Consider the following 21,868-nt stretch of genomic DNA (forward strand, 5'->3'; position numbering starts at 1 on the left):
ATTTTATCATTTTTATAACACTAATTATCAATATTTCAAAAAAACAATAACTGTACTACTTTTATTCAAACAAAACTTAATAAAAACTAAGTATCAATTAAGTAACAATACTTAATAAAGCAATTGATTCGTTCATTTTTTGTATCTTATATAGATAATCTTAAAACAATAAATAATCATGGATGCACATATCTACAAGAAGATAGAAATCGTTGGTACATCAGATAAATCGAGTGACGATGCCATACAAAATGCTTTAGAAAAAGCTTCAAGATCAATACATAATTTAAGATGGTTTGAAGTTATTGAGACACGAGGGAACATAGAAGACGGACAGGTAGCCATGTGGCAAGTAACCTTAAAAGTCGGTTTTACAATGAATTCTTAATAGAACACTTCTTCATAAATCGATACCATAAAAAAGATAATATAATTTATACTTTTGGTAATCTTTGATGCCTTTTCTTATCACATTTTTCAAGTAAAATTATGTAGTTTTGTGCGTGATGCAGAAAAAGATTAACATACAAAATAAGAAAGCCCGTTTCCTATACGAAATACTGGACAAGTACACCGCAGGAATTGTACTTACGGGTACCGAAATAAAATCTATTAGAAACAGCAAAGCTTCTATTGCTGAAAGTTTTTGCGAATTTAACGATCGTGGTGAGCTTTTTGTTATTAATATGACCATTGAAGAATATGCCTTTGGGAACTATTACAATCACAGACCAAAAGCAGAACGTAAGTTACTTTTAAATAAACGCGAACTAAAGAAACTACAAAAAGAAGTTCAAAGCACCGGACTTACAATTGTACCGCTGCGTTTGTTCATCAACGACAAAGGTTTTGCTAAAATGGATATCGCCCTTGCCAGAGGTAAAAAACTATTCGATAAACGCGAGACCATTAAAGACCGTGATAATAAGCGTAATCTAGATAGAATTAAGAAAGCTTATAAGTAAAAACCACTTAGATAGTACTTAAAACTTTTAAGAAGCGTTTAACAACATATTAAAAACCAAAGGTCTATATTTAGGCTTGATTTTATACCCAATAGAATGAAAAAACTCATATTGTTCGCTCTTTTTAGCGCCCTATCCATTTCATTATTTGCTCAAGACGAAGCTTCAGAAGAAGAAAACACAGCCCCTGATTACACTCAAAATGTACAAACCATAGATAATATTGTACGTACTTTATACGATGTCATTTCAGGAGACCAAGGTGAAGAACGCAACTGGGATCTTTTTAAATTCTTATTCTACCCTAATGCGAAATTAATCGCCTCAGGTAAAAACCAAATGCGTGAGGCTATGGTGAATTATATGAATCCCGGAGACTACATAAAAAACTCAGGAAAATGGATGGTGGAACATGGTTTTCATGAAAGAGAAATTCATCGCACTTCAAATACCTTCGGCAATATGTCTCAGGTGTTCAGCACCTATGAAGCCTTTAAAAGCAAGGAAGACGAAGAGCCTTTTATGAGAGGTATTAACAGCATTCAGTTATACAATGATGGCAAGCGCTGGTGGATATTAAATGTATACTGGGCACAAGAAACCCGAAGAACACCAATACCAAGAACATACTTACCAAAACAAAAATCTTAATACATGTTGAAATTAAACAACGCCTTAAAATGCTCTATCCTTATGAGCATTTTTTTTTCGGCATCTCTGACTTATGGTCAAAAAGCTGAACCTGTTTTTAAAGATGGTGAAGCTCAAATTAATGAAGCTTTTAGCAACCCTCGTAATTGGATTCGTCACGATTTATGGGTAGAAACAACTTTTGACTCCGATGGTGATGGTAAACTTGACCGTATGCATGTAGATGTTACTAGACCTTCTCAAACAGAAACCGAAGGATTAAAACTTCCCGTTATTTATGAGTCCAGCCCATATTATGCCGGTGTAGCACCTGATATTGACGGTATTTTTTGGGATGTAAACCATGAGTTAGGTGAAACCCCAAAAGATCATGTTCATCCGGTAGTTACCAGAATTGGTGAACGTCCTGTCATATCGAACTCTCAGATTAGAACCTGGGTACCTCGTGGATACATTGTAGTGCACTCTTCATCCCCTGGAACCGGCTTATCACAAGGCTCACCAACAGTTGGTGGCGACAATGAGTCCTTAGCCCCTAAAGCAGTAATCGATTGGTTAAACGGTCGTGCAAAAGGCTATACCGAACCTTATGGAAACGAAACCGTTGAAGCGTACTGGTCAACAGGAAAGGTTGGTATGACCGGAACTTCATATAACGGCACCCTTCCTTTAGCGGCTGCGACAACAGGTGTTGAAGGTTTAGAGGTTATTATTCCTGTAGCACCGAATACATCATACTATCATTATTACCGTTCTAACGGACTTGTACGCTCACCAGGAGGTTATTTAGGTGAAGATATTGATGTGCTTTATGAATTTATTCACAGTGGTGATGAAGCCAAAAGAGCGCATAACAATCAATTTGTTAGAGATTCTATTCTTAGAAAATATCAGGATAGAATAACCGGTGATTACAACGATTTTTGGGCTGGTCGTGATTATTTAAACGATATGGAACCAATGAAAGCTGCCTTACTAATGTCTCACGGATTTAACGACTGGAACGTGATGCCTGAGCATAGTTACCGAATTTATAAAAAGGCTAAAGACATGGGCTTGGAAACCCAAATCTATTATCATCAAAACGGGCATGGTGGGCCACCTCCTGTAGAGATGATGAACCGTTGGTTTACACATTATTTATTCGGTATTGATAATGGTGTGGAACAGGAAACTAATAAAGCATGGATTGTTAGAGAAAACGACAAACAATCTGCACCTACGTCGTATGCCGATTTTCCAAATCCGGAAGCTAAGCCAGTAACTTTGCATTTAGTAAAGGGTAATCCCTCTAAAGGAGGTTTAAGTGCCGACTCTTCAAAAAAACAAGGTAAAGAAACTTTAATTGACGATGTTAATATTGATGGCGCCTCATTAGCAAAAGCTGAAAGCTCTAAAAACCGTTTGCTTTACGTTACTCCGAAACTAACTAAAGACGTTCACATTTCAGGTGTCCCAGAAATTACCGTTAAACTGGCGAGTAGTAAACCTGCTGCAAATTTATCGGTTTGGCTGGTATCATTACCCTGGGATGAAGGAAAAGTAAAAATTACAGATAACATTATTACCCGTGGTTGGGCAGACCCTCAGAACCATAAATCTATTAGAGAAAGTAAGCCGTTAAAACCGGGGAAGTTTTACGAAGTAACTTTCGATTTAATGCCCGATGACCAAATTATCAGAGCTGGGCAGCAAATCGGATTAATGATATTCTCAAGTGATAAAGAATTTACATTGCACCCAAAACCAGGTACTGAATTAACAGTTGACTTAGATGGAACAACGTTAACATTACCGGTTGTTGGTGGTATTGATACTTTTAACACTGCCACAGCACATTAATCGAATTCGACAAGTATAAAAAAAAGGCTATTAAAACTTATTTTAACAGCCTTTTTTATATCTAGTTTTTATCCTCTAATAATGGCACAAAACGGAATTCACCAAATTCGTGCTGTTCAAACTCTTTGGGACCTTTTCTAATAAACAAATTCATAATTTGAACATCTTCACCAACAGGAATCACTAACCTGCCTCCTACTTTCAACTGACTCAATAATGGTTTTGGTACAAAAGGTGCTCCAGCCGTGACAATAATACCATCATATGGCGCTTCCTGAGGTAAACCTTTATAACCGTCTCCAAAAATAAAACTCTTGGCGCGGTAGCCCAATTCAGGCAGAAACTTACTGGTTTTTTTAAACAACTCTTTTTGGCGCTCAATAGTGTAAACACGTGCTCCCAATTCCAGTAATACAGCGGTTTGATACCCACTACCCGTACCTATTTCAAGAATTTTATCTTCTCGCTTTACATTCAATAATTCGGTTTGAAAGGCTACCGTATAAGGTTGTGAAATAGTTTGATCAGCAGCAATAGGAAAGGCCTTATCTACATAAGCATGATCTAAAAAACCAGAATCCATAAAACGATGCCTCGGTATCTTACCAATAGCCTTTAAAACGGCTTCGTTTTTTATTCCTTTGTCTATTAATACATTAACCAATTGCTGGCGTAATCCCTTATGTCTAAAAGTATCGTTCAATATTTGCTGGTGTTTGTCAAGGCTAAAATTAGTCAAACATTTTAAAGCTGAAAATTATTTTTATAGAATTTCCCCTGAAATAATTCAGAAGAAAATTTTAGCCACGAATAATGATATTCATACTTTAATTATCTTATTTTTGTTGAAAACCTATTACTATTATGCTAAAAGCCGGTGTACTTGGTGCTGGTCACCTAGGAAAAATACATTTAAAACTTCTAAATCAATCAGATAAATATGAACTTGTTGGTTTTTATGATGCCAACGAAGAAAACGGCAAAAAAGTAGAAGCCGAATTCGGATATAAATTTTTCAATTCTGTCGATGCGCTAATCGATGCAGTTGATATGGTCGATATTGTAACGCCTACCCTATCTCACTACGACTGTGCCAAACAAGCCATTGCTAAAGGTAAGCACATTTTTATAGAAAAGCCCATTACCAATACAGTTGAAGAAGCCGAGCATATCCGCGAGCTTTTAGCTGAAAATAAACTAAGAGGTCAGGTAGGACACGTAGAGCGTTTTAACCCAGCCTTTTTAGCCGTTAAAGATGAAATTAACGCTCCGATGTTCATTGAATCACATCGTTTGGCGGAGTTTAACCCAAGAGGAACAGACGTACCTGTGGTTCTAGATTTAATGATTCACGATATCGACATCATCTTGAGTGTGGTAAAATCTAAAGTAAAACATATTAGTGCCAGCGGCGTAGCAGTGATCAGCAATTCCCCTGATATTGCCAATGCCCGTATAGAATTCGAAAACGGCTGTGTTGCTAACCTAACAGCAAGTAGAATTTCACTAAAGAAAATGCGTAAAGCACGATTCTTCCAGAAAGATGCTTATATCTCAGTAGACTTTCTTGAGAAAAAATGTGAAGTCGTAAAAATGAAAGACGCCCCGGAACATCCGGGTGATTTCGATATGGTGCTTCAAAATGCCGAAGGCGAGAAAAAGCAAATCTATTTCGACAATCCTCATGTTGATAATAACAATTCTATTTTAGACGAACTAAATACCTTCGCCGATGCTATAAATAATGACAGAGCACCGATTGTAACATTACATGATGGCACCGAAGCATTGCGCGTGGCAACTCAAATTATAAACTGTTTTTAATTAAGCATCGTTCTTATAATCATAAATAGTTTGGTATTATTAATATCAAACTATTTATGTATTTAACAGATAACAAACCCTTTAAAAATGAAACATATTGCAGTTATTGGTGCCGGTACTATGGGCAATGGTATTGCACACACCTTCGCTCAAAACGGTTATAAAGTTAATCTTATAGATATCAATAAAGCCTCCTTAGAAAGAGGTTTAACGACCATTTCAAAGAATTTAGACAGAATGATTGCTAAAGACGTTATTTCTGAAGGTGAAAAAAGTGAAACGTTATCAAACATCTCCACCTTTTTAAGTATTGAAGAAGGCGTAAAACAAACCGATTTAGTGGTTGAAGCGGCGACTGAAAACATCGACTTAAAACTTAACATTTTTAAACAATTAGATGACGCCTGCGCGGAAGAAACAATTCTGGCAACCAATACCTCATCGATTTCTATTACTCAAATTGCTGCAGTAACATCAAGACCAGATAAAGTTATTGGTATGCACTTTATGAATCCTGTACCTATTATGAAATTGGTTGAAGTGATTCGCGGTTACAACACTAGTGATTCTGTAACCAAAACCGTTATGGAACTTTCAGGAAATTTAGGAAAGACTCCTGTTGAAGTTAACGATTATCCTGGGTTTGTAGCTAATCGCATTTTAATGCCCATGATTAACGAATCTATAGAAACACTATATAATGGTGTTGCTGGCGTTTCTGAAATTGATACCGTTATGAAGTTAGGCATGGCACACCCAATGGGGCCATTACAATTGGCCGACTTTATCGGACTGGACGTTTGTTTATCCATTTTAAATGTCATGTACGACGGATTTAAAAACCCGAAATATGCGCCATGTCCATTATTAGTGAATATGGTTCGTGCCGGAAAATTGGGTGTAAAATCTGGTGAAGGATTTTACGATTATTCTCAAAGCAAAAAGGCCGAAACCATATCGGCACAATTCTCAAAATAATTTATTGTTTTAAAAATGTCAATACCACAAAATTTAAATCATATAAAATCGAGTTTACCTGAACACGTTACCCTTGTAGCAGTATCGAAAACCAAGCCTGTTCCTGATTTAATGGAGGCTTATAATGCAGGACAACGCATATTTGGTGAAAATAAAATTCAGGAGATGGTCGAAAAACACGACGTTATGCCTAAAGATATTCAATGGCATATGATTGGTCATGTACAACGTAATAAAGTAAAGTACATGGCACCTTTTGTTAGTTTAATTCACGGTGTAGACAATTTTAAACTGCTTAATGAAATAAACCGACAAGCGGCCAGGTACCGACGAACCATAAACTGCTTACTTCAAATAAAAATTGCTGATGAAGATAGTAAGTTTGGAATGACGGCAACGGAAGCGTCGGAAATATTACAATCGGAAGCTTTTTCAGAATTACAAAATATAAAAGTTGTTGGTGTTATGGGTATGGCCACATTTACCGATGACACGGCCCAAATACAAAAAGAATTCACCAGCTTAAAAGAAACTTTTAATGAATTAAAAACTATTGAGGCACCAAATTGCAAATTAGAAATCATTAGTATGGGCATGAGCGGCGATTATAAATTAGCAATTGACTGCGGAAGTACCATGATTCGGGTTGGAAGTAGTATATTTGGAGAACGAAACTACAACTAAGACATTTCAAGCTTAAAACTTAAGGAGAGTATTTGTACGCGATATTAGACATAGAAACTACTGGCGGTAAGTATAATGAGGAAGGCATTACCGAAATTGCAATCTATAAATACGATGGTCATCAAGTTGTCGATCAATTTATAAGTCTTGTAAATCCGGAGCGAGAAATTCAACCTTTCGTCGTTAACCTTACAGGTATTAATAGCAACATGCTGCGTAACGCGCCAAAGTTTTACGAAATAGCGAAACGTATTGTGGAAATTACCGAAGATTGCATTCTGGTGGCTCATAATGCGCAATTCGATTACCGCATTTTAGGAACAGAGTTCAGACGCTTAGGGTTCGACTACATTCGTCCGTCTCTGTGTTCTGTAGAACTTTCTAAACAGCTTATTCCGGGGCAACCTTCGTATAGTTTAGGTAAATTAGTAAGGTCTTTGGGGATTCCGGTAAGCGATCGTCACAGAGCATCCGGTGATGCACTGGCTACGCTTAAACTTTTCAAATTATTGCTGGATAAAGACAGCTCTAAAAGTATTATTCAGCAATCTATTAAACTAAATCCTAAGCATCAGCTCGAACCACGTCATTTAGATATTTTAGCCGACTTACCTTCTGAAACCGGAGTGTACTACATTCATAATGCTGAGGGTAACATTATTTACATCGGAAAGAGTAAAAACATAAAAAAGCGGATTAATCAGCACTTTACAAACACCAATCGTAAATCTAAACAAATACAGAATTTAGTCGATTCGGTAAGTTACGAAACTACCGGTAGTGAACTCGTTGCGCTTTTAAAGGAAAGTGAAGCGATAAAAACCATCAAGCCTAAATTTAACCGGGCGCTTCGTCGAACCCGTTTTACGCATGCGCTTTATAGTTTTACAGATGATAACGGCTACATCAACCTAAAAATTGATATTGCCGATGGTCGCAAAAAACCTATTACTACATTTAGCAACAGGGATAGCGGTAAAAGTTTTATCAATCATGCGGTTGAAGACTACAATCTATGCCAAAAACTAACCGGAATTTACCAAACTAAAACCAGTTGTTTTAATTACGATATTAAAGCATGTAACGGTGCTTGTATAGGTAAAGAATCACCTGAAAGTTATAACGAACGTGTTTCTAAATTAATAACAAAAAACAGCTATGCTAACCAAAATATGGTCATCATTGACAGAGGCCGTGATATTGATGAACGCAGTGCTATTTTAATTGAAAACGGAGTATTTAAAGGTATTGGATTTTTTAATCTAAACTACCAGATAAATAATATAGAAATTCTTCAATCTATTATAACGCCCATGCAGAATAATAGAGATACCCAACACATAATTCAAAGTTATTTAAGAAAAAATAAGAAATTAAAGGTTGTAAATTTTGATTAATAATATTTAAAGAAATATCTTTCTTTTTATTTAAAATAACAAAAACACCCTATATCTTTAAACGACATTCATGACTAGAATTATCCTTTGTTCATTCCTTTTTTTTATCTTTTCCTCTGCTACATTTGCTCAAAATACCGATAATACTTCTGTTTTCAGAGTTTCTCTAAAAGATTTAAAAATGACTGCTTATCCTCAAGATTCTACAGCCAACGCTTTGGTATTGTACGAATCAGGAAAAAGTTACGTAAGCCCTAGTGATTATAAATTATATACAGAAGAAAAGCACAAAATAAAAATCTTCAATAAAGAAGGATTTGATCATGCAAATATCACTATTAACTTATACCACAGCGACAGGAATAGTTTTGAACAGGTTGAGGATATAATTGCGACTACCTATACTTTAGATGGCGATCAGGTAATTACCACTAAACTAAACAAAAAGGACATTCACAAGATTGAATACGATGAAAACCATCACCTGGCGAAATTTACACTGCCTAATGTAAAAGTCGGGTCGGTAATAACTTATAGCTATACTACCGTATCTCCTTTTATGTTTAAATACCATGGCTGGGAATTTCAAGGGGATTTACCTAAATTGTACAGTGAATATAATGCCAGTATTCCTGCAAACTGGAAGTATAATATAAAATTGGTAGGAAGCGAAAAACTATTTGTTAACGAATCTGACATAAAAAAGGACTGTCTTAGTGGCGGTAATGGTGGTCAAGCCGATTGCTCAGTATCGAAATACGCCATGAAAAATATACCTGCCTTTATTGAAGAGGACTATATGACATGTAAGTCGAACTATCTAGCTCGAATCGATTACGAACTACAAACATTTGAAGACTTTAGAGGTATAACATCTGATTACTCTAAAACCTGGGAAACAGTTGATGATGAACTAAAAACTGATAAAAATATTGGTCGTCAAATTCTAAAATCGGTAGATGTAGAAAACTTACTTAGTGAGGATATTATTAATGAGACTAACCTTTCATTAAAAGCAAAGGCCATTTACGACTACGTTCAGGAGCAATATACCTGGAACGGCGATTATAAAATTTTCAGAAATGTTTCGGTAAAAGAGCTCATCAAAGAAAAATCGGGAAATGTGTCGTCAATAAACATTTTATTACATAACCTTTTGGAAACAGCTGGTATTTCGGTAAAACCTGTATTACTTTCTACAAGAAATAATGGATTTGCCACCAAACTATATCCGGTGATTTCAGATTTCAATTACCTAATTGTTCAGGCCGAAATAAATGGCAAGACTTATTTACTGGACGCTACCGATAAGTACTTATATTTCGGGCAACTACCCTTTAGGTGTTTAAATCAATATGGGCGTTTATTAGATTTTGAAAATGGTAGCAAGTGGATTGATATTAATGAAGAAAACACGTCCTCAATTTTATACAGCGTATCCCTGCAATTAAACCCGGACGAGACCATGAGCGGTGATGTTAAAATTAAAAAAACGGGATATTATGCTCTAAATTCTAAAAAAGACTTCTTCATTAACAAAAGTAGCTACGAAAGCAATTTAAAAAATAAGCTGGCCGATATGGAAATTTCAGAGTTTAATGTTGAAGATGGCGATATTAATGGAATGAATTTTTCAGAAAACTTTAAACTGCAATACGGTTTTGATCAAGTTCAGAATTCAATTTATTTAAATCCGTTTATCATTGCCTTTTTTAATGAAAACCCTTTTAAACTACAGGAACGCACCTACCCTATTGACTTTGGATTTAAGGACAGTTATTTGTATATTCTTAAACTCAATATAGGCGACAATTATAATTTAGTAGAATTGCCCGACGATATTAATGTAGCGCTACCTAATAATTCTGGCCGATTAAATTTATCATCAAAAGTATTTAATAATGAAGTTCATATGTTAATGAGATTAAACTTTAATTCCTCATTTTACCCTACCGAATACTATCCGTATTTAAAAGAATTCATGAATAAAATTGTAAACACTCAAAAGAACACTATGATTCTATTACAAAAATCATAAACTTTCTTTTCTTATCTTTAATTCTATGGATAAACCACAAGATAAAAAATGGCGCACCAAACTTCATGAAATTATATATGAAGCCGATACGCCTGCCGGAAAACTATTCGATGTGGTTTTACTCATTGTTATTCTGGCGAGTATTTTATTGGTGATGCTGGAAAGTGTTAAAAGTATTGATAGTAAATACCATAATATCCTAAATATCTCAGAATGGATTATCACTATATTATTCAGTATTGAATATATAGCCAGAATTATAACCGTTAGAAAACCATTTAAATATATTTTTAGCTTTTATGGTATCATCGATTTGTTATCCACCATCCCAAAATATATTTCACTGTTTTTTGGAGGCATTCACGCCTTGGCGGCCTTAAGAGCATTGCGTCTATTACGTATTTTTAGAATCTTAAAATTAGCGCGCTATTTAGGAGCCTCCTTACGTTTACTTTCTGCATTACGTTCAAGCCGTGCTAAAATTTCTGTATTTCTATTTACAGTTGTTATTATTGCAATTATTCTTGGCACAATAATGTATTTGGTTGAAGGTGAGGAAAACGGCTTTACAAATATCCCTAAAAGTGTGTATTGGTGTATTGTAACGCTTACCACAGTTGGTTTTGGAGATATTGCACCACAGACCCCTCTTGGGCAATTTATTGCATCTCTGGTCATGATTTTGGGTTATGGCATTATTGCTGTACCAACCGGAATTGTTTCTGCCGAATACACCAGTCAAAGTAAAAAAGATAAAAAAGAGAAAGATAAAGTAAAAACCCCTTTACACTTAAACACACAAGTTTGTGAAAACTGCTCTACAGAAAACCATAGAGATGACGCCGAATTTTGTTATCATTGCGGTCATAAATTAAACGATGAGTAAATTTTTAATTTCTATAATCGGGCCGACAGCCATTGGGAAAACCGCACTAAGTATTAAACTGGCTAATCATTTTAATACGGAAATTATCTCAGCAGACTCTAGGCAGTTTTTTAAAGAAATGCAGATTGGTACCGCGGCTCCAACCTCAGAAGAATTGGCCGCTGCAAAGCATCATTTTATCCATCATAAATCCATTCAAGACAATTACAGTGTTGGTTCTTTTGAAAAAGATGCTCTATCCTGTTTAGAAAACCTTTTTAAAACGCACAATGTAGTTATTATGGTCGGTGGTTCTGGACTTTATGTAGATGCCGTAATAAAAGGCTTAGACGATTTCCCGGATGTAGACCCTTCCATTAGAGCATCACTAAACACTGATTTAGAAACTAAAGGTCTGCAAACTTTACAGGAACAATTAAAATTATTAGATCCTGTTGCTTATAATACTATTGCTATTGATAATCCTCACCGTGTGATTCGAGCACTGGAAATTTGCATGGGTACCGAACAACCCTACTCTTCATTTTTAAATAAAGAAAAAAACAAAAGACCTTTTAAAACCATCACCGTTGGATTAACTGCCGATAGAGAAATTATTTACGATCGTATAAACCAACGCGTTGATATTATGATGAAAGAAGGCTTATTGGATGAAGTTAAAAATCTATTAAAGTACAAAGATTTAAACGCCTTAAATACCGTTGGCTATAAAGAAATTTTCAACTATTTAGAAGGTGAATGGAATTTAGACTTTGCTGTTTCTGAGATAAAAAAGAATAGCAGACGCTTTGCAAAGCGACAACTTACCTGGTTTAAAAAAACCGAAAATGCCTTGTGGTTTGATTATAAAACCGATGTAAAACAAATTATAAACTCTTGTGAAAAGGAAATGGAAGAATAAGTAGGTCTTACTTCATATCTACAGTACTGTACTTCGCATTAACAACAATATTTTTTCCGCTACTTAGGTTTCCTGTCGAGAAGCTAGATACATTGTTTGGAGTTGTTTTTTTGGGGTGACTAAATCGTGAATGATTACCAACATATTGCAAACTATACTCTACGTTGGGCAACACAATTGTGGCATCACTATTTTGAAGCATTACATTTAAATTAGAAAAGGAATCATCAATTTTAACAATCTTTAAATCTCCAATCGATCCGTTAATAATAGCACTACCTTCCAAATTATCGATAACCACATTAGATGAGTTTGAATTTATCACCAATTGCTTCGCATTATTGATACTAGCCTTCTTCACATAATTTAAATTTAAGTTACCAACATTCCAATCCGTAACCACAACAGGCGAATAAGAAGCATTAATGGAAGTTTGACTTCCATTAATGCTATTAGCTTTAAATTTGGTATATTCTAAATTCGCTTTTAAATTATCTACTGCCGAAGCAAACTCAATTTCACCATGTCTAACATTAACTTTTAATTTTGCTTTTTTAGGCAACTTAATTTTTATAGTTTTTTTAACACCAGACCTATTTTTATCGGTCACCATTTTCTCTATAACCACACGTCTTTCGTCAGCCAATCGTTCACGCTCCTGCAAATGTTTTTCACGCTCGGCCATATGCTTTTCTCTCTCCTTCATATGCTCTTCGCGCTCTTTAATACGTTCTTCTATAATAACACGGCGTTCTTCGTTAAGAGCTTCTCTATTAACTTCATGTTCTATTTTTAAAGCTAAACGGTCTCCCCATTCTTCCATTTGTTTCGCATATTTTTCTCCCCATTCTTTTTCAAATTTTTCTCCCCATGCTTCCATTTTCTTTTCATAATCCTTTCCGAATGTTTTTTCAAACTGCTTGGTATATTCCTTTAAATATTTCTCGCCATCTTTCTTATAAGCTTCATAATCGAAATGTACTTTACCCACACCTTCTGGCAATACTGGTAATTCAGGCATTTCAGGCATCTCCGGTAATGGCGGAATTTCCGGAATCTCTGGTATAACCACAAATTTTGGAACTTCCGGCATATCTGCCAGCTCGAATTTTAATTCTTTAATTACGGTATGAATGGCTTCATTGTCATCTCCTGTACTGTATTTGTATGCCCACACCTGAGGCGCATTTCCTTTGGTCGAAATGGTAACCTCACTTTTTGTTGCATCTACATCTACATTCCAAGCTTTTAAAGCTTTTGCTAACTCTTCCTTACTTAATTTTTCTCCTTCAATATAAGCTTCAATTTCTACAACATCTTTATTCCAGGTATCAATAATAATATTACTGTAACTGGTATTTAAATTCACTGTAACGTCTTTATCGACATTAATGGATTGCGATAACTTGGTCTGCTTTTCCTGAGCAACCACATGACCTGCAATAAAAAAGCTTAATAGGAAAAGCGCCTTGTTTATAATTGATTTGTTCATTTTTTGATTTTTAGATGGATTGATTTTGATTGTCAAATTCATTTGATGAGTTTAATTCCTGTAACTGTGCTCTAAGTCGATACAACAGGTTTAAACGAAATTTTAAATTATCAATTAGCGCATTAACGGTTAATTCACTCGGACCAGAATTGGTTAATTCTTCAGACAAGCGCTGATATTCGTTATCGAGCTCTTCCAATTGTTTTACGTAACCATCGAAAAGTTCTTTAGTATCTGGTGTATATTTAATTTTTGCCAACTCTAAATTGATACTTGCTAAATAATAGTCCTCTACTTTTTTAAGACCTGGTGAGACATCTCCCAAAGTTTTAACTTCTGTAGTTGTTGAACTCACCATAGTTTCGAGAGTATTTTCAACTTGTATTTCATTAGAATTATAAATCTGAAACGTCAAGAAACTGAAGCCTAACAGAACAATAACACTGGCTGCAATACCAAACCAATTGTATTTAGGTTTTGATACTGGCATAGCTTGATCTAACTTTTCTAAAAAGCGAGCCTCGTGATTTTCAGGCATAGACGTTTTTACAACCTCTTCTTCTCTAAATAAATCTCTAATGTCTCGTGCCATTTTGTTTAAGTGTTAATAGTTCTTGTAATTTTACTTTTCCTCTGGATAGTTGTGTTCGTGATGCTACTTCGGATATATCTAAAATCTCTGAAATTTCCTGATGATCATATCCTTCTATCAAGTAAAGCATCACCACATACTGGTATTTATCCGGTAAATTGCTAATGGCGCGTTTTACATCGCATAATGTAATAGCGTCGTCTACGAACCATTTGTCGTCTTGCGGAGCATCAACTACTTTTAAATGGACGTCTTCTAATTCAACCAATTGTTGTTTCTTAGATTTTAAAAAGTCGATACTCTTATTTACGACAATACGTTTTAACCATGCACCAAAAGTCACTTCTGCTTTATACTGATGTAATTTTGAAAAAGCCTTTATAAAAGCTTCCTGAACCACATCTTCAGCATCGCTAGCATCTTTTAAAAATCGTTTGGCAACAATATACATACCATCGCAGTACTGGTTGTACAACTGCAGTTGTGCCTTACGATTGTTTTGTTTGCATTGTTCAATGATATCGGCTTGAAACATGCTAGTTTTGACTTTTGGTTTAAGTTAGTTCATTTATAAAGACGACTAAAAAGTTAAAGTGTTGCAAAAAACATTAAATATTTTTCTTAAAATAAAACTAAAAGACAGAAATGTGCGTTTTAATTTTTATTAATTATTACTTTTTAAAGTATATTTGATTTTCAAATACAATTTATTTCATGAACATCTTTTTAAAACGCGTTTTAATTCTTTTTTCGATTATTGCCCTAGGTTTACTTCTGTACACTGTATTTGTAGAAAATATTTTCGCTAAACGTCTGAGTCCTAAAGATACAGTAGAATTTAAACTTAACGATTTAGAATTAGAAGTGTTTTATAACAGACCGTATAAAAAGGGACGTGATATATTTGGTGCCTTAGTACCTTACAATCAGGTTTGGCGTACAGGTGCAAATGAGGCTACCACTTTTGAAACTAACGCAGCTTTGCATGTAGATGGATTTTCATTACCCGCAGGAAAATATACCTTATGGACTGTTCCAAAAGACAGTGTTTGGACTGTTATTTTCAATTCGAAACAATATTCATGGGGTGTAAATTCTGAAATGAAACCCATGTGGGACCCTAATTACGATGTGATTAATATTGATGTTCCGGTAAAAAATCTTGATTCTGTTGTAGAGCAATTTACAATTGCCTTCGATAATTCTACCGACAACCTGTTTTTAACTATGGCCTGGGATGATGTAAAAATACAGGTCCCTTTAAAAGAATAATTTCTCAAAAATTGATTCCCTTTTTGTAACTTATACCTTAATTGTTCAATTTTGGTAAAACACAAAACATCGGCGTTACAAGAAAATCAAGGAGTTTCAAATTCTGAAATTACTAATGCTTCTGCTATTGCTAAAATTAAAAGCAACCGAAAAAACACTACTGATGTAGACTCTTTATTATCGGGTATTTTAAACCGCGATATTACGAGTTTAAGCCAAAGTATTACCCTTATTGAAAGCACCCTCCCTGAGCACGCTCAAAAATCCAATGAACTTTTAAAAAAATGTTTATCACATGCCAATAAGTCTATTAGAATTGGTATAACCGGTGTTCCCGGTGTTGGCAAAAGTACCTTTATTGAAGTTTTTGGTTCATTTTTAACTTCAATTGGTAAACGTGTGGCTGTATTGGCTGTAGACCCGAGTAGCAGTATGAATAAAGGTAGTATTTTAGGTGATAAAACCCGAATGGAAACGTTGGTAAAAAACAAAAATGCATTTATACGTCCGTCGGCTGCAAGCGACACACTGGGAGGCGTTGCACGAAAAACTAGAGAAAGCATTGTTCTTTGTGAAGCTGCAGGTTTCGATGTTATTTTAATTGAAACGGTAGGCGTCGGACAAAGTGAAACTACCGTTCACAGCATGGTTGATTTCTTTCTGCTTTTACAACTTACCGGAGCAGGCGACGAATTGCAAGGTATGAAACGTGGTATTCTTGAAATGGCTGATGCTGTAATTATCAATAAAGCCGACAGGGCAAACCTAAACTTGGCAAAATCTACAGCTTCAGATTTTAAAAAAACACTTCATTTATACAGCGAAAAGCCTTCGGGATGGATACCCAAAGTAAGCACATGCAGTGCTATTGAAAACAAAGGTATAGAAAACGTTTGGTTAATTATTCAGGAATATCTTCAAGTAGCTTCCAAAAATGATTTTTTCACTATAAAAAGAAACGAACAAAATACATTTTGGCTTACGGAAACTATAAAAAACTCATTAACTAGTACGTTCTTTAATAATGAAACCGTAAAAAAGGAATTAGAACAACAGTTAAAACTGATTGAGCAAAACAAAACAACACCCTTTGCCGCCGCCGAATATATCTTGAATATTAAGACTAAAAATTAGTTTTCAGTCTTTCCAAAACGCTTCAGTAAATAAAGAGACAACTTATAGTACATAAATCCTGAAATAGCACCAAAGGCCAATCCGCAAATAATATCTAACGGATAATGTACGCCTACATAAATTCTACTGTAGGCTACGATGGCGCTCCAAAACAACAGAATAAAAATTAAGTTTTTATAATAGGTTCTAAGCATTAAGCCAGCAAAAACAGCTGCTGCCATAGAATTTGACGAATGTCCGGAGAAGAAACCATACTTACCACAACGTACGGCAATAAATCTCATTTGATCAATAACACCATCGGCACGACAAGGTCTAGGGCGCTCAAAGGTACGTTTAAATAAATTAGTCACCTGATCGGTAAAGGTAATCATCAAGGCAATTACCACGACGAAGATTAATAACGAACGCAAGCCAAACTTTTTATATAATAAATACAATAGAATAGCATACAACGGTACAAAGGTTAATTTAGCCGTAATGGCTAACCAAAGTGCATCCCAAGCTGGTGTTCCTAAATTATTTAAAAATAAAAATAACTCGGTGTCTAACTGTACAAGTTTATCGATCATTAATGTGTATTTGGGTTGTTACTAATACTTCGCATTGGTTTGGGCATTCGTAATCTTTACTCGACAATCGAGATCTAAAAACCCCGAAACTTAGTTTTAAAGCAATCCTTTATCCCTAGCTTGATATTAAGCATGGCTACTTGAAAAAGTAAAGGATACGACTGCTACCCTTAACGCGATTATTCTTCGTATTTAGCAATTTCGTTGTCGTAAAAATCGGTAGCTAATTTAATAGCGTTTTCTGTTTCAGCTTCTAATTCTTTTTGATCTTCGGCATCAAACTCTTCGAACCACTCAACTTCATCATTCTCCAGATTTATGATAAATCTAGGAAATTCGGTATGAATTACAAAAATAGCATTCGGGTATTCTGTATTATCGCCAAGTATAAATTTAGGTAGAGACATGGTATATTTTTAGTTATTAGACAAAATTAAGGTTTTCGTTAAATAATTAAACCGAATATATAATAAAATAGCGGCTGTAGTTAATCCAGCTAATAAACCTAGCCAGATTCCAAAACTACCATAAACATCTTCCTTACCCAAAAACCAACTTATTGGAAATCCAATAAGCCAGTACGATATGAACGTTATAATCGTCGGTATTTTAACATCTTGTAAGCCTCGCAGCGCTCCTAAAAAAATCACCTGTACACTATCACTAATTTGAAAAATGGCAGCTGCTATTAATAGTTTTGACGCTATGGAGACTACTTCGGTATTGTCGGCCAGATTTTTTACATCATCAAAATCGACATACAATTTTGGCAAATGGTTGTGTAATGCGAAAAACATGAGTCCGAAACAGAACGCAAGTATACTTCCTAATAAAAAGATAGAAAAAGCAATACGACGTAAATCGATGTAATGCTTTAATCCCTTTTGGTTTCCTACTCTAATCATAGCCGCCACACTTAATCCAGTCGCCACCATAAACGTCATAGACGATAAATTTAAAGCTACCTGATTTGCTGCCTGCGGATTCTTTCCTAAAAGACCACTTAGCCAGATTGCAGCTGTAAATATGGCAACTTCAAAAAACATTTGCATGGCACTGGGTGCCCCCAGATTCAATATTTTCTTCAATTCCAGTTTATCTAAAACAAATAACTTGATTTGAGTCACATATCCTTTAGATTTATCATTCCCTTTTAATAAAAGGTAAATGTAAGCAACCATAACAAACCTGGAAATTAAGGTTCCATAAGCCGCACCAACAATGCCTAATTCTGGAAAACCGAATTTACCAAAGATTAAGAGATAGTTTAAAACGACATTAACCACATTTGCTATTATCGTGGCATACATAGGATAGCGGGTCATGGATAAGCCATCACTAAATTGCTTAAACCCCTGGAATACAATTAAAGGAATTAACGAAAAGGCTACTAAATCTAAATACGGAATAGCCAGTTCTACTACTTCAACCGGTTGTTTCATGAGATACATAAGCGGTTTTGCTAAAAGTAACAGCAAAAACAATATAATCCCTATAACCGTACATAAAAACAAACCATGTTTAAATGATGATTTTCCATCAACAAAATTTTTGGCAGCATCGGCTTCTGCGATTAATGGTGTGATAGCTGTAGAAAAACCAATACCTAAGGACATGGCAATGAACATAAAACTATTTCCAAGGGATACAGCTGCCAGTTCTGCTGTTCCTAACTGACCAACCATAATGTTATCTATAAAACTTACAAAGGTATGCCCAAGCATACCTAGCATTACGGGAGCCGCCAGTTTCCAGTTGTATTTAAACTCCTTGGTATAGTCTACTAATTTCATACGGCAAAAATAATCTTTACAATCAGCATAGACTAACTTTTAAAAATGATTTTTAGGAAAGACATTTATTAACATTTGTTAATAACTTACAAGTCTTTTTTTACGTGTAAACCTCTGTTATTTCGTAAATTAGCAGCTCCTTAACAGGACCTCTCACTTAAGAATTTACAGCATATTGAAACATTTAGCTTTTATTTTTATTGGGATTTAAAAAATTTAATACTTCACGTTTCAATATATTAAAGGGAAACTCTCGTTTCCCTTTTTTATTGAATTTAAATATTATTTAAGTTCTGTTTAGCTTCTTCAAATTCTGAAATAATATCATTTACAATAGTAGCGACAGGTTTTATATCATGAATGAGTCCGGCGATCTGACCAATTTCCAGTTCGCCTTCTTCCAAATCGCCTTCAAACATACCGCGTTTAGCTCTGGCACGTCCTAATAACGTTTTTAAATCTTCAACTGTTGGTGATTGCTTATATAACTCCTGTACATCGTTATAAAATTTGTTTTTTATCAAACGTACCGGTGCTAATTCTTTTAAGGTTAGTTGCGTATCTCCTTCTTTGGCATCAACCACCAATTGCTTGAATGTCTGGTGTGCCGAGCTTTCTTCACTGGCTACAAAACGGCTTCCCACTTGTACTCCATCGGCTCCTAAAATCATGGTCGCTAACATGGCTTTTCCTGTTGCGATGCCTCCTGCTGCAATTAACGGAATGGTTATTTGTTCTTTAACCATGGGTATTAACGTTAAGGTTGTCGTTTCATCTCTTCCGTTATGGCCTCCAGCCTCAAAACCTTCCGCAACAATAGCATCTACTCCGGCTTCCTGAGCTTTTAAAGCAAACTTTACACTACTTACCACATGAACAACAGTAATGCCACGTTCCTGTAACCAGGACGTCCATGTTTTTGGATTTCCAGCCGAAGTAAAAACGATTTTTACACCTTCATCCACAATTATGTTCATAATGTCTTCTATGTTGGGATATAACATAGGAACATTTACACCAAATGGATTATCGGTAGCTTGCTTGCATTTTTGAATGTGCTCACGCAATACCTCAGGGTACATCGACCCTGCCCCTATTAAACCCAAAATTCCTGCATTACTAGCCGCTGATGCCAGTCGCCAGCCACTGTTCCACACCATTCCAGCCTGAACTATTGGATATTTAACTTGGAATAATTCGGTAATTCTATTTGACATTATTGCTTGATTATTTTAAGTGTGATGCTTTTTTCTTCTCCTTTTACTTTCATAACATAAACCCCTTTTGATATTGAAGACAAATCAATTTGATTGTTATTTGAAGACACTGAGGTTTCCAACACTAGTTTCCCTAATACATCGAAGATGGAAACCGCGCACACCTGATTGTTTAAGGGTAATTGTACAAATAACTTATTATGAACCGGATTAGGAAAAATCTTTATTTGGTTAACATCGTCCTCATGCATGGATAACACTTTATTTAAGGTTTCATACAAATCTGGAATACCGTAACCATATTGATAATTAGGATTGTTATATTGAGATGCCGACTCACGAACCATTTGCATAATCTCAGCATTCGTTTTATCAGGTAAGGCCTGCCATAAACAGGTTAATCCTCCAGCTAATATGGGTGAACTAAAAGATGTACCACTAGCACTCGCCAAAGCATTATTTTCCGTAATGACAGCGCTTCCTTGCCCCTGTGCTATAACATCGGGTTTTTGGGTAGGTTGCACAGGGCTTCCAACGGAACTAAAATCAGCTATCGTTCCAGAACCATCAACAGCTCCTACTGTAAAAACACCTGGTGCATCAGCTGGTGCATTTACTCCAGCAGAACCTTCATTCCCTGCAGAATTTACCAATAACATCCCTTTTTCATAAGCTATAGTTGCACCTTTAGTAATGTAAATAGTTTGTCCGTCGTATTCAGCTGCTGAATAATTATAATTTATATTATCGTAAAAGGCGCCGTAACCTAAGGACGTATTAATAACATCAACTCCTAAACTATCCGCGCGTTCCGCAGCTTCCACCCAGTAGCTTTCTTCTACAGGGTTTTCGTTGGGCCCGTCTTCGGTAATAAACAAATAATAGGAAGCATCAGGAGCTGTACCTACAAACTGGTTTTCTAGATAACCTGCCATTGTACTTAGTACTAAAGTACCATGATTACTTGATGTATTCGTATAAACATCTACATCTCTTTCAACAAAATCGTAAGTATCTAAAATGCCATTGGCATCTCTTAACCGCTGGAATCCACCAATAGTGCTCACTCCAGGAAACCCGGCATCCATAACAGCCACAGTCATGCCTGATCCTGTATAATCTGCCAAATGTAGGTTATTGGCATTAATCATTTCTACTTGATTGGATGAATTTCCGTAAACAAAAGCTGTAGACATAGACTCCAACTTACTTGTTGTTTTTTCTTTAGCCAATTTTGAAGTATTCAGACTTTTATCGGCAAAATCTATGGATTCTACAAAAGGATATGCTATTGGGTCAATTAAATTATTAATATCGGCTTGGCTACCACGAACGTGAACCGCATTAAACCACTTCGATTTCGCCATAACGGTAATTCCGGTAGCACTTTTAAGCTGACTAATGTAAGCTTCGTTAACAGGAACATCGCGCTCATCTATAGCTACACCATGCCTGTTCTTTCTATCAATTGCTTTTTGGGTAAGTATAGAAATTGGATTATCTAAACTAGCCTGTACATTGGCTTTATCGTTAAGATACACCCACGCATCCTGCTGAGCTAATGATGTAAATGAATAGCCCAAAAACAGCAGAAATAGTAGGTAGTTTTTCATTGTAGCAGTAATTTAGT

General features: G+C 35.5%; 22 protein-coding genes. 13 read left to right on the forward strand and 9 right to left on the reverse strand.

Annotated elements, in window-relative coordinates:
• Positions 1-178: 178 nt before the first annotated feature.
• The 4 genes from RBH94_RS15545 (at position 179) to RBH94_RS15560 (ending at position 3,458) form a co-directional block, all read left to right on the forward strand.
• Positions 179-388, forward strand: a complete 210-nt coding sequence (locus RBH94_RS15545) for a dodecin (protein ID WP_188222335.1) — start codon at positions 179-181, stop codon at positions 386-388.
• Between the two features lie 118 nt (positions 389-506).
• Entirely contained in the window at positions 507-965 is a 459-nt protein-coding gene (smpB, locus tag RBH94_RS15550) for an SsrA-binding protein SmpB (protein WP_188222336.1), read from the forward strand.
• A 96-nt stretch (positions 966-1,061) separates the two neighbouring features.
• Positions 1,062-1,616 (forward strand): hypothetical protein, encoded by a 555-nt coding sequence (locus tag RBH94_RS15555; protein ID WP_307881729.1) that lies wholly within the window; start codon positions 1,062-1,064, stop codon positions 1,614-1,616.
• A gap of 42 nt (positions 1,617-1,658) precedes the next feature.
• Positions 1,659-3,458 carry a Xaa-Pro dipeptidyl-peptidase gene (locus RBH94_RS15560; RefSeq protein WP_307881730.1) on the forward strand — a complete coding sequence of 600 codons (1,800 nt, stop codon included), beginning with the start codon at positions 1,659-1,661 and terminating at the stop codon, positions 3,456-3,458.
• Positions 3,459-3,519: 61 nt separating this feature from the next.
• On the opposite strand, the gene RBH94_RS15565 is transcribed toward RBH94_RS15560, so the two are convergent.
• Positions 3,520-4,161 (reverse strand): protein-L-isoaspartate(D-aspartate) O-methyltransferase, encoded by a 642-nt coding sequence (locus RBH94_RS15565; RefSeq protein WP_307881731.1) that lies wholly within the window; start codon positions 4,159-4,161, stop codon positions 3,520-3,522.
• A 161-nt stretch (positions 4,162-4,322) separates the two neighbouring features.
• Here RBH94_RS15565 and RBH94_RS15570 point away from each other — a divergent pair, with 161 nt between their 5' ends.
• The 7 genes from RBH94_RS15570 (at position 4,323) to miaA (ending at position 12,166) form a co-directional block, all read left to right on the forward strand.
• A complete protein-coding gene (locus RBH94_RS15570) occupies positions 4,323-5,282 on the forward strand; it encodes a Gfo/Idh/MocA family protein (RefSeq protein WP_188222340.1) in 960 nt (319 codons plus the stop codon).
• Positions 5,283-5,369: 87 nt separating this feature from the next.
• Positions 5,370-6,260, forward strand: a complete 891-nt coding sequence (locus RBH94_RS15575; protein WP_307881732.1) for a 3-hydroxybutyryl-CoA dehydrogenase — start codon at positions 5,370-5,372, stop codon at positions 6,258-6,260.
• A 15-nt stretch (positions 6,261-6,275) separates the two neighbouring features.
• Positions 6,276-6,944, forward strand: coding sequence for a YggS family pyridoxal phosphate-dependent enzyme (locus RBH94_RS15580; RefSeq protein WP_307881733.1), 669 nt, complete (start codon positions 6,276-6,278; stop codon positions 6,942-6,944).
• A gap of 32 nt (positions 6,945-6,976) precedes the next feature.
• The gene (locus RBH94_RS15585) at positions 6,977-8,341 is read left to right on the forward strand and encodes an exonuclease domain-containing protein (RefSeq protein WP_307881734.1); all 1,365 of its coding nucleotides are present in this window, start codon (positions 6,977-6,979) and stop codon (positions 8,339-8,341) included.
• 70 nt (positions 8,342-8,411) lie between these two features.
• Positions 8,412-10,379: a DUF3857 domain-containing protein gene (locus tag RBH94_RS15590; RefSeq protein ID WP_307881735.1), complete on the forward strand. Its 1,968-nt coding sequence runs from the start codon at positions 8,412-8,414 to the stop codon at positions 10,377-10,379.
• 25 nt (positions 10,380-10,404) lie between these two features.
• Entirely contained in the window at positions 10,405-11,265 is an 861-nt protein-coding gene (locus tag RBH94_RS15595; protein ID WP_307881736.1) for an ion transporter, read from the forward strand.
• Positions 11,258-12,166 carry a tRNA (adenosine(37)-N6)-dimethylallyltransferase MiaA gene (gene miaA / locus RBH94_RS15600; protein ID WP_307881737.1) on the forward strand — a complete coding sequence of 303 codons (909 nt, stop codon included), beginning with the start codon at positions 11,258-11,260 and terminating at the stop codon, positions 12,164-12,166. Before RBH94_RS15595 ends, miaA begins: the two co-directional genes overlap by 8 nt.
• A gap of 7 nt (positions 12,167-12,173) precedes the next feature.
• On the opposite strand, the gene RBH94_RS15605 is transcribed toward miaA, so the two are convergent.
• From RBH94_RS15605 to RBH94_RS15615, 3 genes are read right to left on the reverse strand one after another with little or no spacing between them, the layout of a single operon-like run.
• Positions 12,174-13,658 carry a hypothetical protein gene (locus RBH94_RS15605; protein ID WP_307881738.1) on the reverse strand — a complete coding sequence of 495 codons (1,485 nt, stop codon included), beginning with the start codon at positions 13,656-13,658 and terminating at the stop codon, positions 12,174-12,176.
• Between the two features lie 10 nt (positions 13,659-13,668).
• Positions 13,669-14,250, reverse strand: a complete 582-nt coding sequence (locus RBH94_RS15610; protein ID WP_307881739.1) for a hypothetical protein — start codon at positions 14,248-14,250, stop codon at positions 13,669-13,671.
• Complete coding sequence (locus tag RBH94_RS15615) at positions 14,234-14,785, reverse strand: RNA polymerase sigma factor (protein ID WP_307881740.1); 552 nt, start codon at positions 14,783-14,785, stop codon at positions 14,234-14,236. The genes RBH94_RS15610 and RBH94_RS15615 overlap by 17 nt, the downstream gene beginning before the upstream one ends.
• A 179-nt stretch (positions 14,786-14,964) precedes the next feature.
• Between RBH94_RS15615 and RBH94_RS15620 the strand changes: the two genes are divergently transcribed.
• Together RBH94_RS15620 and meaB are read left to right on the forward strand one after the other, a co-directional pair.
• Positions 14,965-15,522 (forward strand): DUF2911 domain-containing protein, encoded by a 558-nt coding sequence (locus RBH94_RS15620; protein WP_307881741.1) that lies wholly within the window; start codon positions 14,965-14,967, stop codon positions 15,520-15,522.
• Positions 15,523-15,573: 51 nt separating this feature from the next.
• Positions 15,574-16,656 (forward strand): methylmalonyl Co-A mutase-associated GTPase MeaB, encoded by a 1,083-nt coding sequence (meaB, locus tag RBH94_RS15625; protein WP_307881742.1) that lies wholly within the window; start codon positions 15,574-15,576, stop codon positions 16,654-16,656.
• Here the strand turns inward: meaB and RBH94_RS15630 are convergent.
• The 5 genes from RBH94_RS15630 to RBH94_RS15650 form a co-directional block, all read right to left on the reverse strand.
• On the reverse strand, positions 16,653-17,228 hold the full coding sequence (locus RBH94_RS15630; RefSeq protein ID WP_307881743.1) for a phosphatase PAP2 family protein: 576 nt from the start codon (positions 17,226-17,228) through the stop codon (positions 16,653-16,655). The two genes, meaB and RBH94_RS15630, sit on opposite strands and share 4 nt — an antisense overlap.
• 179 nt (positions 17,229-17,407) lie before the next feature.
• Positions 17,408-17,635 carry a hypothetical protein gene (locus RBH94_RS15635; protein WP_307881744.1) on the reverse strand — a complete coding sequence of 76 codons (228 nt, stop codon included), beginning with the start codon at positions 17,633-17,635 and terminating at the stop codon, positions 17,408-17,410.
• 9 nt (positions 17,636-17,644) lie between these two features.
• Positions 17,645-19,021 (reverse strand): MATE family efflux transporter, encoded by a 1,377-nt coding sequence (locus RBH94_RS15640; protein WP_307881745.1) that lies wholly within the window; start codon positions 19,019-19,021, stop codon positions 17,645-17,647.
• 275 nt (positions 19,022-19,296) lie between these two features.
• Positions 19,297-20,238: a nitronate monooxygenase family protein gene (locus tag RBH94_RS15645; RefSeq protein ID WP_307881746.1), complete on the reverse strand. Its 942-nt coding sequence runs from the start codon at positions 20,236-20,238 to the stop codon at positions 19,297-19,299.
• Complete coding sequence (locus RBH94_RS15650; RefSeq protein ID WP_307881747.1) at positions 20,238-21,851, reverse strand: S8 family serine peptidase; 1,614 nt, start codon at positions 21,849-21,851, stop codon at positions 20,238-20,240. The genes RBH94_RS15645 and RBH94_RS15650 overlap by 1 nt, the downstream gene beginning before the upstream one ends.
• Between the last annotated feature and the right edge of the window lie 17 nt (positions 21,852-21,868).

It is taken from the genome of Aestuariibaculum sp. YM273 (assembly GCF_030908365.1).
Classification (GTDB): domain Bacteria; phylum Bacteroidota; class Bacteroidia; order Flavobacteriales; family Flavobacteriaceae; genus Aestuariibaculum; species Aestuariibaculum marinum.